The sequence below is a fragment of the Streptomyces sp. YJ-C3 genome, assembly GCF_053891275.1.
Genome location: NZ_CM132685.1, coordinates 7,938,919 through 7,951,118, shown reverse-complemented (window position 1 = coordinate 7,951,118; position 12,200 = coordinate 7,938,919). Strand labels below are relative to the sequence as shown.

At 71.8% G+C, this 12,200-nt stretch carries 12 protein-coding genes and 1 pseudogene; 10 read left to right on the top strand and 3 right to left on the bottom strand.

Annotation, left to right across the window (positions count from 1 at the left end; genetic code table 11):
* Positions 1–108 precede the first annotated feature (108 nt).
* The 4 genes and pseudogenes from hppD to ACVHNB_RS35890 all read left to right on the top strand — a co-directional run.
* Entirely contained in the window at positions 109–1,266 is a 1,158-nt protein-coding gene (hppD, locus tag ACVHNB_RS35905) for a 4-hydroxyphenylpyruvate dioxygenase (RefSeq protein ID WP_428954393.1), read from the top strand.
* Between the two features lie 49 nt (positions 1,267–1,315).
* On the top strand, positions 1,316–1,573 hold the full coding sequence (locus ACVHNB_RS35900; RefSeq protein ID WP_428957649.1) for a hypothetical protein: 258 nt from the start codon (positions 1,316–1,318) through the stop codon (positions 1,571–1,573).
* Positions 1,566–1,763, top strand: coding sequence for an SH3-like domain-containing protein (locus tag ACVHNB_RS35895; protein WP_428954394.1), 198 nt, complete (start codon positions 1,566–1,568; stop codon positions 1,761–1,763). Before ACVHNB_RS35900 ends, ACVHNB_RS35895 begins: the two co-directional genes overlap by 8 nt.
* Positions 1,753–1,989, top strand: a pseudogene (locus tag ACVHNB_RS35890) (nitrile hydratase subunit alpha); the annotation flags it as partial. The gene ACVHNB_RS35895 and the pseudogene ACVHNB_RS35890, both read left to right, overlap by 11 nt.
* Before the next feature lie 259 nt (positions 1,990–2,248).
* On the opposite strand, the gene ACVHNB_RS35885 reads toward ACVHNB_RS35890, so the two are convergent.
* Positions 2,249–3,802, bottom strand: a complete 1,554-nt coding sequence (locus ACVHNB_RS35885) for a tetratricopeptide repeat protein (RefSeq protein ID WP_456226775.1) — start codon at positions 3,800–3,802, stop codon at positions 2,249–2,251.
* 108 nt (positions 3,803–3,910) lie between these two features.
* Here ACVHNB_RS35885 and ACVHNB_RS35880 point away from each other — a divergent pair, with 108 nt between their 5' ends.
* Positions 3,911–5,281, top strand: a complete 1,371-nt coding sequence (locus tag ACVHNB_RS35880) for an FAD-binding oxidoreductase (RefSeq protein ID WP_428954396.1) — start codon at positions 3,911–3,913, stop codon at positions 5,279–5,281.
* A 146-nt stretch (positions 5,282–5,427) separates the two neighbouring features.
* On the top strand, positions 5,428–5,622 hold the full coding sequence (locus tag ACVHNB_RS35875; RefSeq protein ID WP_428954397.1) for a hypothetical protein: 195 nt from the start codon (positions 5,428–5,430) through the stop codon (positions 5,620–5,622).
* Positions 5,623–5,640: 18 nt separating this feature from the next.
* Here the strand turns inward: ACVHNB_RS35875 and ACVHNB_RS35870 are convergent, their stop codons facing one another.
* A complete protein-coding gene (locus ACVHNB_RS35870) occupies positions 5,641–6,114 on the bottom strand; it encodes an SsgA family sporulation/cell division regulator (protein WP_428954398.1) in 474 nt (157 codons plus the stop codon).
* A gap of 223 nt (positions 6,115–6,337) precedes the next feature.
* Between ACVHNB_RS35870 and ACVHNB_RS35865 the strand changes: the two genes are divergently transcribed.
* Together ACVHNB_RS35865 and ACVHNB_RS35860 are read left to right on the top strand one after the other, a co-directional pair.
* Positions 6,338–7,846 carry an RDD family protein gene (locus ACVHNB_RS35865; protein WP_456226774.1) on the top strand — a complete coding sequence of 503 codons (1,509 nt, stop codon included), beginning with the start codon at positions 6,338–6,340 and terminating at the stop codon, positions 7,844–7,846.
* 88 nt (positions 7,847–7,934) lie between these two features.
* Entirely contained in the window at positions 7,935–8,669 is a 735-nt protein-coding gene (locus ACVHNB_RS35860) for an RDD family protein (protein WP_428954400.1), read from the top strand.
* Positions 8,670–8,724: 55 nt separating this feature from the next.
* On the opposite strand, the gene ACVHNB_RS35855 is transcribed toward ACVHNB_RS35860, so the two are convergent.
* Entirely contained in the window at positions 8,725–9,006 is a 282-nt protein-coding gene (locus tag ACVHNB_RS35855) for a hypothetical protein (protein WP_456226773.1), read from the bottom strand.
* Positions 9,007–9,352: 346 nt separating this feature from the next.
* Here ACVHNB_RS35855 and ACVHNB_RS35850 point away from each other — a divergent pair, with 346 nt between their 5' ends.
* Together ACVHNB_RS35850 and ACVHNB_RS35845 are read left to right on the top strand one after the other, a co-directional pair.
* On the top strand, positions 9,353–11,746 hold the full coding sequence (locus tag ACVHNB_RS35850; RefSeq protein WP_428954402.1) for an immune inhibitor A domain-containing protein: 2,394 nt from the start codon (positions 9,353–9,355) through the stop codon (positions 11,744–11,746).
* A gap of 122 nt (positions 11,747–11,868) precedes the next feature.
* A complete protein-coding gene (locus ACVHNB_RS35845) occupies positions 11,869–12,198 on the top strand; it encodes a hypothetical protein (RefSeq protein ID WP_428954403.1) in 330 nt (109 codons plus the stop codon).
* The last annotated feature ends 2 nt before the right edge of the window (positions 12,199–12,200 follow it).

The following is a 12,200-nucleotide window of genomic DNA, read 5'->3' as shown; positions in this document are numbered from 1 at the left end:
TGGTCATCCTGTACACAGCGCCCGCAGGAACGGGCCCTTCACTGGTCACATTGCCCAGCGAATTCGCCAACTATTGCGCATCTTGTGGAACGGCGGGAGCCTCCACACATGACGCAGACCACACACTCGTCCTCCGAAAGTGCCCCCGACACCGCCCGGCAGGCCGACCCCTTCCCGGTGAAGGGCATGGACGCGGTCGTCTTCGCCGTGGGCAACGCCAAGCAGGCCGCGCACTACTACTCCACCGCCTTCGGCATGAAGCTCGTCGCCTACTCCGGACCGGAGAACGGCAGCCGCGAGACCGCCTCGTACGTCCTGACCAACGGCTCCGCCCGCTTCGTGTTCACCTCCGTCATCAAGGCGTCCACCGACTGGGGCCACTTCCTGGACGAGCACGTCGCCGCGCACGGCGACGGCGTCGTCGACCTGGCCATCGAGGTGCCGGACGCCCGCGCCGCGTACGCGTACGCCGTCGAGCACGGCGCCCGCGGCCTCCAGGCGCCGTACGAGACGAAGGACGAGCACGGCACCGTCGTGCGCGCCGCCATCGCCACGTACGGCAGGACCCGCCACACCCTCGTCGAGCGCGGCGGCTACGACGGCCCGTACCTGCCCGGCTTCGTGGCCGCGGACCCGATCGTCGAGCCGCCGGCCAAGCGCACCTTCCAGGCCGTCGACCACTGCGTCGGCAACGTCGAACTCGGCAAGATGAACGAGTGGGTGGCGTTCTACAACAAGGTCATGGGCTTCACGAACATGAAGGAGTTCGTGGGCGACGACATCGCGACCGAGTACAGCGCGCTGATGTCGAAGGTCGTCGCGGACGGGACGCTGAAGGTCAAGTTCCCGATCAACGAGCCGGCCATCGCCAAGAAGAAGTCCCAGATCGACGAGTATCTGGAGTTCTACGGCGGCGCCGGCGTCCAGCACATCGCGCTCGCCACGAACGACATCGTCGCGTCCGTACGGGCCATGCGCGCGGCGGGAGTCCAGTTCCTGGACACCCCCGACTCGTACTACGACACCCTCGGCGAGTGGGCGGGCGAGACCCGCGTGCCCGTCGAGACCCTGCGCGAGCTGAAGATCCTCGTCGACCGCGACGAGGACGGCTACCTGCTGCAGATCTTCACCAAGCCGGTCCAGGACAAGCCGACCGTCTTCTTCGAGATGATCGAGCGGCACGGCTCCATGGGCTTCGGCAAGGGCAACTTCAAGGCCCTGTTCGAGGCGATCGAGCGGGAGCAGGAGAAGCGCGGAAATCTCTGACCCGGGCTTCTAGGCTGGTCGTACGGCCAGGACGAACGACGTGGGCGGGATGACCGGGGTCGGCGCCGTCGACACCACCGACGACGCCGAGCCCTTCCACGCGGACTGGGAGGCGCGGGTCTTCGCGCTCCAGCGCGCACTGCTCGTCGAGAAGGTCTTCAACCTCGACGAGTTCCGGGACGCCATCGAGACGATGCCGCCCGGCGAGTACCTCGCGGCCTCGTACCACGAGCGCTGGTTCCACGGCATCCGTACGCTGCTGGAGCGCAAGGGCGTGATCGAGGCGGGGGTGCTGGACCGTGCCTGAACCCGTGTACGCGGCAGGCGACGCCGAGCTCGCCGACGTCCGGGCGCAGGGCCGGGACGACGCCCCGGTCGAGATGATCTACGCGGTGCGGTTCGCGGCGCGGGACCTGTGGGGCGAGGGCGACCACGAGGTGGTCCTCGACCTGTCGGCGAGCTACTTGCGGAAGGCCGACGACGCTGATGTCCGGTGACTCCCGTGATCACGACGACGCCGTGATCTCCCGTCAGGTCAGGCTGCTGGAAAGCCCGTTGGAGGAGAAGGGCATCGTCGGCGGCGACACCGTCGACGAGGTCATCGACGGGTTCCTCGCCGGTGCCTCCCCGGTGAACGGGGCGAAGGCGGTGGCACGCGCCTGGACCGACCCCGACTTCAAGGCGCGGCTCCTCGCGGACGGCGCGGCGGCGGTCGGCGAACTCGGCTTCGCGGCCGGGGGAGTCCAGCACCAGCGGCTGCGCGTCGCGGAGAACACGGAGTCCGCTTCCGCTGCGGCCCGCGGGGACGGATTCTCTGGGCGAGGCGGAGCCGGCCTCTCTTGTGACCCGGAACGGGCTGATCGGGACGGCACGGGTGTGGCGGGTCGCGTCCGCGTCTGCCGGGTGCGCATTCGTTGCCGGGTGCGGCTGTCGTCGTGGCGACCAGCCCCCACCGGAGGCGCACTCGTCCGGCAAGTGAACGCTAGCGGCGCTTGGGCGCGGGCGGTTGAGAGGGCTTCCGCGCCGGGGCGGCGGGCTTACGCACAGGCGCGGCAGCCTTCGGCTGAGGCGGCCACATCTGCTCGGGCCCGCCCTCCGGCGGATCGCCGAGGGCACTGAGCGCCTCCCGGGCCTGCGGAGCGAGCAGCGGGGAGAACGCCGGATTGATCCGCAGTGCCTCCCCGATGTGCCGCCGCGCCGCCCCGTACAGCCCCATCTCCCGCTCCACGGCGCCCAGATGGTACGAGTACAGCGCGCTGCGCACCGTGCCGCCCTTCTGTCGGTCCGTGGCCCGCCGCAGCAGACCGATCGCCTCGTCGTCCTCGCCGGCCCGGTGCAGCGCCCAGCCGAGCGCGTCCGCCGCGGCGATGCCGGGCGCCCGCTTCCACTCCGCCCGCAGCCGCTCGACCGCCGCCTCCGGGTCGCCGTGGTCGGCCTCGAACAGGCCGAGCACGAGCGCGTCGTCCACCCCGTGCGCGCCCTGCGCGGCCACCCGGGCCCGCAGCGCGTCGTACTGGGCACGGGCCTCCGCGTCGAGGTTCATGGATTCGTACAACTCGCCCAGTTCCAGGGCGTATTCGGGCGCGGGCCGTTTGATGAGCGCGTGCTGGTACGCCCGCACGGCGTCCGCCGTGCGGCCCAGCGAGGCGAGCGCCCGGCCCCGGCCCGCGAGCGCCGCGGAAAACTGCGGGTCCGCGGCGAGCGCCGCGTCGAAGTGCCGCAGCGCGTCCGCCGCCTCGCCGCGCTCCCAGGCCAGGTCGCCGGCGCGGTGCAGTAGCGCGGCCTGCTCGGTGGGGGTGCCGGCCCGGGCCGTCGCGTCGCTCAGGACCGCCGCCGCGTCCTCCCGCCAGCCCCGGTCGCGGTACACGGCGGCGGTGCGCAGGGTCACCGCCGTCCCCGACGCCAGCTCGGACAGCTTGTCCAGAGAACGCCCGGCTGCCTTGTAGTCACCGACCCCCTGATAGGCCGCGACGAGACCGGAGTACGTCGACCAGCGCTCCGGCGCCAGCTTGCGCGCGGCCTCGCCCCAGTTCTTCGCGGCACGCCAGTCGCCCCGGGCGGCGGCCAGCGCGGCGAGCCCGTCGAGCGCCTCCACGTTGCCCTTCGGGCGCGCCTTGACGGAACTGCGCAGCGCCTGTTCGGCCTTGGAGTAGTACGCCGCGTCGGCCGTGCGTGTACCGCGCTCGACGTAGGCGGCCCCGAGCGCCGCCCACGTCCGGTCGTCCCGGGGGTTCTTGCGCAGTTCGGCCTCCCGCTCGCCGATCAGCGCGGTCAGGTCGGGCAGCGCGGCGGGCGCCCCGGCCGAGGCGGCGATGACCGCCCGTCCGGCGGGGCCCGGCAGCGCGGGCGGCCCCTGCACATCGCCGTCGGGCAGCAGGACGAGCACGCCGCCGAGCACCGCGCACCCGGCGACGGACGCGACGACCGTGCGCTTCAGGGCGGGGGAGAGGCGGCGCGACGGCGCGGTGACCTCGGGAGGTGCCGGGTTCGCGACGGGTACCGCTTCGGCTTCCGGGGATTCCACGGAGTTGTCCATGACGCACACTGTGCGTCAATACGAAGAGCACACCCGCTCGCCATTCCGGCACGTGATGGAGCCCGCAGACGGGTTCACACCGATGGCCCCGAGTGCCAGGCTGTGATCATGAGCCGCACCCTCATCGAACTGCTGGGCGACGGGCTGCCCGCCGAGGCACTCGTCACCGATCCCGACGTCACCGCCTCGTACGCCCACGACATGGCGAGCTTCTGCGACGCGGGCAGACCCGCCGTCGTGGTGCTGCCCCGGACCGTCGAGCAGGTCCAGCACGTGATGCGCACGGCCACCGCGCTGCGGGTCCCGGTCGTCCCGCAGGGCGCCCGCACGGGCCTGTCGGGCGGGGCCAACGCCTCCGACGGCTGCATCGTGCTCTCGCTCGTCAAGATGGACCGCATCCTGGAGATCAACCCGGTCGACCGGATCGCGGTCGTCGAGCCGGGCGTCATCAACGCCACGCTCTCGCGCGCGGTCAACGAGCACGGCCTGTACTACCCGCCGGACCCGTCGAGTTGGGAGATGTGCACCATCGGCGGCAACATCGGCACGGCCTCCGGCGGCCTGTGCTGCGTGAAGTACGGGGTGACGGCGGAGTACGTGCTCGGACTCGACGTCGTCCTCGCCGACGGCCGGCTGCTGTCCACCGGGCGGCGCACCGCGAAGGGCGTCGCGGGCTACGACCTCACGCGTCTGTTCGTCGGCTCGGAGGGCAGTCTCGGCATCGTTGTCGGGGCCACCCTCGCGCTGAAGCCGCAGCCGCCGCAACAGCTCGTCCTGGCCGCCGAGTTCGCCTCGGCCGCCGCGGCCTGCGACGCCGTCTGCCGGATCATGGAGGACGGCCACGTCCCGTCGCTCCTGGAACTCATGGACCGGACGACCGTCAAGGCCGTCAACGACATGGCGCACATGGGTCTGCCCGAGACCACCGAGGCGCTGCTCCTCGCCGCCTTCGACACCCTCGACCCGGCCCGGGACCTCGCCGCGGTCGGCGCGCTCTGCGAGGCCGCGGGCGCCACCCAGGTCGTGCCCGCGGAGGACGCGGCGGAGTCGGAACTGCTGCTCCAGGCACGCCGGTTGTCCCTCACCGCCCTGGAAGCGGTCAAGGGCACGACGATGATCGACGACGTGTGCGTGCCCCGCTCCAGGCTCGGCGAGCTCCTTGAAGGCGTCGAGCGCATCGCCGAGAAGTACGCGCTGACCATCGGCGTCTGCGCGCACGCGGGCGACGGCAACACCCACCCCACCGTCTGCTTCGACGCCCAGGACGCCGACGAGGGACGCCGGGCCCGCGAGTCCTTCGACGAGATCATGGCGCTCGGCCTGGAGCTCGGCGGCACCATCACCGGTGAGCACGGCGTCGGCGTCCTGAAGAAGGAGTGGCTGGCCCGCGAACTCGGCCCGGTCGGCGTCGAGGTGCAGCGGACGGTGAAGGCGGCCTTCGACCCGCTGGGCCTCCTCAACCCCGGCAAGCTGTTCTGATCACCCACGGTCATGGGTGGCTCCCGTATGAGTGACATAAGGGACGAAAGCCTCATGAAGTGAGGTGCCGGTCGCAGGCACCCTGGAACGGTCGCGCGGCCGGCCGTCAGGGTGCCGACCGCACCCTGCCCCCGTGAGGTCCTGCCATGGACGCCAGCAACCCCCGCCGCGCCCCGCGCCGGACGACCCGTGCCCGCAAGGCCGGTGCCGTCGCGCTGGCCGGCGCCGTCGCCCTCGCCTCGCTCGGTCTCGCCGTCGGCTCGGCCGTCGCCGACACCGGCCCGGCCCCGGCCGCGCCCCGGGCGTCCGCCCCCGCGCACCCGGGCACCCCCGCGCACTGACGTGCCCACGCGACCGCCTCAGCGCTCGTCGGACGACTCGTCCGACGGCCACGGGTCGCGCAGGTAGAGGTCGTCGGCCGGAGTGGGTGCGAGCAGCTCGGCGAGGCCGTCGTCGATACCGAGCCGCTCGCCCTCAGAGCCCGGGGGGACCGCCCGCAGCGTCCGCTCCAGCCAGGCCGACACCTGGGCGGCCGGGGCCTCCAGGAGCGCGTCGCCGTCCGGCGAACTCAGCGCCATCAGCACGACGGAGCGCCCGTCCACCTTTGTCGGCCATACCCGTACGTCCCCGTGCCCGCATGGCCGGAACACCCCCTCCACGAGCAGTTCGCGGGCGAACGTCCAGTTGACCGGGTGCTCGGAGCCGATGTGGAACGCGACGTGGACGGCGTACGGGTCATCGGTGCGGTAGGTCAGTCGGGCCGGTACAGGGATGCTTCGCTCGGGCGACAGCACGAGCTTCAGCTCGAGTTCACGTTCCACCACGGTGTGCATGTCGTGCGCTTCCTCTCCATCTGCACGGGTCCCCGGAGCGGGCCCGTGCAAGGTGAGACAGCGATCCCCCCGCGGCATTACGCGAGTTCGCGAAGATTCTTTTTTTGGCAGGTTCCGTTGCCCGGAAAGTGGGGCGTACCGGCGGACCGGCGCGGGCGGGTGCGGCCTTCTGATAGACGTAGAGGCCACAACAAGACCCCCGAGCAGATACGGGACGACGGACATGAGCGCCCCAACCCCGGCCCCCGGTGACGACAGGCCCCGCGAAGGCTATTACCCCGACCCGTCCATTCCCGGATATGTCCGGTACTGGAACGGAGCCGCCTGGGTCCCCGGCACCAGCCGCCCCGCCCCGTCCGACGGCGAGACCCTGCCGACGCCGCCGGGTTCGGCCCCGGTCGTCACGCAGACTCCCGCCCCCGCCGAGGAGACCGGCCCGGTCTTCCTCGACGAAGAGCCCTCCGTCCGTACGGAGACGGGCCCCGACGAGCCGGCGTCGCCCGAGCCCGCCTCGGCGTGGGCGGCCGACACCGCCCGCCAGTCCGGCTTCGGCGGTGACCAGGACCGCCGCGTCTCGTGGGGCGCGGACGCCTCCGGCGACGACGCGGCGGAGCACACCGACCCGCCCGCCGCCCCCGAGACGCCCGCCGAGCCCGCCGCCCCGGAGGCCCCCGCCGCTCCCGCGGCCGCACGCGCGGACGGCACCGTCGCGCTCCGCGCCGTCCGGCCCGGCGCCGAGACCGCCCCGCGCGCCGACGGCACCATGACGATCCGGGCCGTACCGCAGCAGGGCACCCCGGCCGAGTCGGGGACCCCGGCCCAGACACCCGCGCAGGCACCCGCCCCGGCGCAGGCGCAGGCGCCGGCCCAGTCCCGGGCCGGCCTCAACCCGCAGCCCGCGCCCGGCACCCCCGCCGCCGACCCCCGCCTCGGCGCCGCCCCGCCCCGGGCGAGCGCCCCCGCCCAGGCCGCTCCTCGCGCGGCCGCCCCGGCTCCGGCGCCCTCTCCGGCGCCCGCGCCCGCCCCGAGTCAGCCCGCCTACGGATACCCGCAGCCCGCCCCGTCGGCGTCGGCGCCCGCGCTGCCCACGCCCGTCACCCAGGGCCCCGGCGGCGGCTCGCCGTCCTGGGCGCAGCAGGTGCACCAGCTGGCCGCGCCGCAGCAGCAGACGGCGGAGCCGGAGGGCCCGGTCACCCCGTTCAAGCCGGTGGCCGAGGACCCGTTCCTCGCCGCCGCGCAGGCCCAGGCGTCGGCGCGTCCGGCGGGCCTCGGCAAGCGGTTCGTGGCGCGGCTCGTCGACACGCTCGTCCTCGGCGCCGTCACCGCGGTCGCCGCCGTGCCGCTCGGCGCCCGCGCGGCCGACCACATCGACGGCAAGATCGACGCGGCGAAGGCCTCGGGCCGGCAGGTCACGGTCTGGCTGCTCGACGGCACGACCGCGACGTACCTCGGCATCGTGCTCGCCGTGCTGCTCGTCGCCGGCGTCCTGTACGAGGCACTGCCGACCGCCAAGTGGGGCCGCACGCTGGGCAAGAAGCTGATGGGCCTGAGCGTGCGGGACATCGAGGCGCACGACTCCCCGACGTTCGGCGCGGCCCTGCGCCGCTGGTTCGCCTACTGCGTGCCGGTCGTGCTCGTCATCGGTGTCGTCGGCGTCCTGTGGGGTGCGGTCGACCGGCCGTGGCGGCAGTGCCTGCACGACAAGGCGGCGCGCACGTTCGTCGCCGGATAGCCGGGGCGCGGCCGGACAGGCCCTCCTGGGTCATCCGGACGGCGGCCCGCCGGGTGCGTACCGCCGGTGTTCGCGGTCCACTCGGGCCATGAGTACCGAACCGCCGCCCAACGGATCCGGCCAGCCGCCGGACGACGACCCGTTCCGCAAGCCGCCCCCGGCCACGCCGGGCGGCGGCTCCCCGTACGACAGTCCGCAGGGCTCCCAGGGCTCCGCGGGCCAGAACCCGTACGACTCCGCGCAGAACCCCTACGGCTCGGCGCCCCCGCCGGGCGGTGGCACCCCGCCCCCGTACGGCGGCGGCACGCCCCCTCCCTACGGCGGTGACCCGTACGGGTCCGGGGGCTACGGCGGCGCCGCCGACCCGCTGGCCGGGATGCCGCCGCTGGCCGACAGCGGCAAGCGCGTCCTGGCCCGCATCATCGACCTGATCCTGGTCGGGATCGTGGCGGGCCTGCTGTCGTGGGTGTTCGGGATCTCCGAGTACGAGACCGACCCTGACAAGATCGAGTACGGCAAGCAGTTCGGCCAGTCGCTGCTCGCGGCCGTCCTCTACATCGGCTACGACACCGTGCTGATGGCGCGGACCGGCCAGACGCTCGGCAAGAAGCTGATGAAGCTGCGCCTGGCCAACCTCGACAACGGGGCGACGCCCAGTGTGCAGACCAACCTGATCCGCGCCGTGGTGCTCTGGGTCCCCGCCGTGTTCTGCTGCGCCTGCATCTGGACGGCGATCTCCGGCGGCTGGAGCTTCTTCGACAAGCCCTACAAGCAGGGCCTGCACGACAAGGCCGCGAAGACGGTGGTGGTCAGCAGCGCCTGACCGGGCGCCTCACGGCGACAGCGGCGACGTACGACCGAACCGGCGGGTCCGTGCCTCACGGGCCTGCCGGTTCGCGTTCCCGCACGCTCCGGGACCCGGTGGGCTCCGGGGCCGCGACGCGCTGCCCGGGCACCCGCTCCTCGGCCCGCTCGGCCGCGGGCGTCTGCCTGCGTACCGGTACGGACAGGGCCACGAGCAGCCCCAGGGCGAGTGCCGACACGGCGATCACGACGACCCCGGGACCCGAACTCGTCTGGGACAGCAGCAGCATGGCGAGGGTGGAGAAGACGACGGTGGCCGAACCATAGAGGAGCTGTGCGACAGTCGGGCGAGGCATGGCGGTATCCGTCCTCGTGACATCGGGGGAGCGCGAGCGGGCTGCCGGGTTGGTTCACACCAACGGCCCGACTCTATTCCGACGTGTGCCCGAGCGGAACGGCCGGTAAGCATGACCTAACCCCCGGTGTCGGAGCATGGGGGGCGCACGGAGTCATCCCGTCCGCCAAGTGGACGGCTCGACGCGCTGTTGAGTATCGGCGTGCTTGTCCGGATTCCGGACCGGCGCACCTGCATAGTGCAACGGAAACGTCACAGTCAAGGACTGTTATTTCTCCTCTACCTCCGGTCAAATGGCGTCACTTGTGACACGTGGCGGGTGCGCCACGGAGGAGGGGACCACTCAAGTGACCACCAAGAGACGGGCGTTGAGATCCGCCGCCGTGCTCGTGACCCTGGCCGCCACCGCGGCCACCGGTTCCATAGCGGCGACGACCGCCCAGGCCGACACTCCGGCCGCGACGAGCACGACCGCCGACGGGAAGACGTACGGGGGCAAGGGCCACGTCCTGGACGGCCCGTTCAGCAAGCAGCAGGAGCAGCAGCGGCAGACCGCCCTGCAGAACGTGCTGCAGGGCACGTCGAAGGTCCAGGAGCGCCACGGCTCCCGGGTCGTCGACCTCGGCAAGGGCAAGTACGTCGAGCTGGGCCGCGAGCGCACGGACAAGATCTTCACGATCCTGACCGAGTTCGGCGACAAGGTCGACAACACCACCCTGGTGGACCGCGCGGACGACGACACCGACGAGCTGAAGCCGAAGTACGGCGGTACGCCCGGCCCGCTGCACAACCAGATCGCCGAGCCGGACCGCGCCACGAACAACAGCACGGCCTGGAAGAAGGACTACGACTCCCAGCACTACAAGGACCTCTACTTCGGTACGGGCAAGGGAGTCGACTCCCTCAAGACGTACTACGAGAAGACGTCCTCGGGCCGCTACTCGGTGGACGGCGAGGTCTCGGACTGGGTGAAGGTGCCCTGGAACGAGGCCCGTTACGGCTCCAACTACTGCGGCGCCGACAACTGCCCGAACGTCGAGGACCTGGTCCGTGACGGCGTCACCGCGTGGGTCGAGCAGCAGAAGGCGGCCGGCAAGTCGGACGCCGACATCAAGGCCGACCTCGCACAGTACGACCAGTGGGACCGCACGGACCACGACAACGACGGCAACTTCAACGAGCCCGACGGCTACATCGACCACTTCCAGATCGTCCACGCGGGCGAGGACGGGTCGGCCGGCGGCGGCGCGCAGGGCGGCGACTCCCTGTGGGCGCACCGCGGTTACGTCTACAGCCGCGACGACGGCGACACCGGCCCCGAGGGCTTCAAGGCGGGCGGCACCCCGGTCGGCGACACCGGCATCTGGGTCGGCGACTACACGATGCAGCCGGAGAACGGCGGCCTCGGCGTCTTCGCCCACGAGTACGCCCACGACCTGGGCCTGCCCGACCTGTACGACACCTCGTACGCGGGCGAGAACTCGGTCGGCTTCTGGTCGCTGATGTCGGCGGGCTCCTGGCTCGGCACCGGCAAGGACTCGATCGGCGACATGCCGGGCGACATGACCGCCTGGGACAAGCTGCAGCTGGGCTGGCTCACCTACGACAAGGCGAAGGCGGCCACCAACTCGACGCACAAGCTTGGTGTTTCGGAGTACAACACCAAGCTGAAGCAGGCGCTGGTCGTCGAGCTGCCGAAGAAGAACGTCACCACCGACATCGTGAAGCCCGCCGAGGGCTCCAAGCAGTGGTGGTCGGACTACGGCGACGACCTCGACAACACCCTGTCGCGCACGGTCGACCTGAGCGGCAAGGCGAAGGCGTCGCTGGAGCTCGACGGCTGGTGGAACATCGAGAAGGACTACGACTACCTGTACACGCAGGTCTCCACCGACGGCGGCGCGAGCTGGAAGTCGATCGACGGCACGGCCGACGGCGTCACCATCCCGCGCGACGGCGGCGACAAGCCGGCCCTGACCGGTGACTCCACCACGTTCCAGCACCTGGTCTTCCCGCTCGACGAGTTCGCGGGCAAGAAGATCGACATCCGCTTCCGCTACAAGACCGACGGCGGCGCGGGCGGCCTGGGCTTCACCGCCGACAACCTCTCGGTGCAGGCGGACGGTTCGGCCGTGTTCACCGACAACGCCGAGGGTGACGACAACGGCTGGACCGCGCGCGGCTTCTCCCGCGTCGGCGCCGCGATCAACGGCGACTTCCCGCAGTTCTACATCGCCGAGAACCGCCAGTACGTGTCGTACGACAAGACCCTCAAGGTCGGCCCGTACAACTTCGGCTGGCGCGACGGCGGCGCGAAGAACGACTGGGTCGAGCACTACCAGTACCGGCCCGGCCTGATGATCTGGCAGTGGGACACCTCGCAGCGCAACAACAACGTCGGCCAGCACCCCGGCAAGGGTCTGATCCTGCCGGTCGACGCGCACGCGAAGCCGCTGAAGTGGGCGGACGGCAAGCTGATCACGAACAAGATCACGCCGTACGACGCCGCCTTCGGCTGGTACCCGGTGCCCGGCATGAAGCTCCACAAGCTCGGCGTCGAGACCAGGATCCCGGCGCAGCTCGGCAACCCGGTCTTCGACGACCACAAGGGCACCTACTGGTACAAGGAGAACCCGACCGGCAGTGTCCAGACAACTGACACCAACACCCGGATCACGGTCGTGGGCCAGCCCCTCGACGGCTCCTCGATCACGGTGAAGGTCGGCCCCTCGGCGAAGTAGCCGGTAAAACCGCAGGTCAGAAACGTATCGGCCGCGACCCTCTGGCGGGTCGCGGCCGATCGTGTTTGAGTGCGTCCTGTGAGTTCCTTATTGACACTACGTCTCACGGGGGTGTGACAGTCATGTCCGCAGGAGGGTTCTGCAAGCTGCCGGGCGGCAGCGTGGTGGTGGCTCTGACGCTGCCCGCGCCGGGTACCGGCGAGGGTGCGGTCCGGGTCCTGGTGCACGCCGTGAACCGGGCCCGCGCCCTGACCCGCCTGCGCAATCTGGGCCTGCGCGCGGTCTACCTCCGGGGCAACGCGCACCCGCCGACCCCGGACGAGATCACGGCCGTCCTGCACCATCCGGACGGCCTGGTCTGGCGCCAGGCCCCGGACGCGACGACGGGCGAGCTGTGGCACCCGATACGCGCGCTGCTGAGACCCGGCGCAGCCAGCCCCTCCGGCGCTTGAGG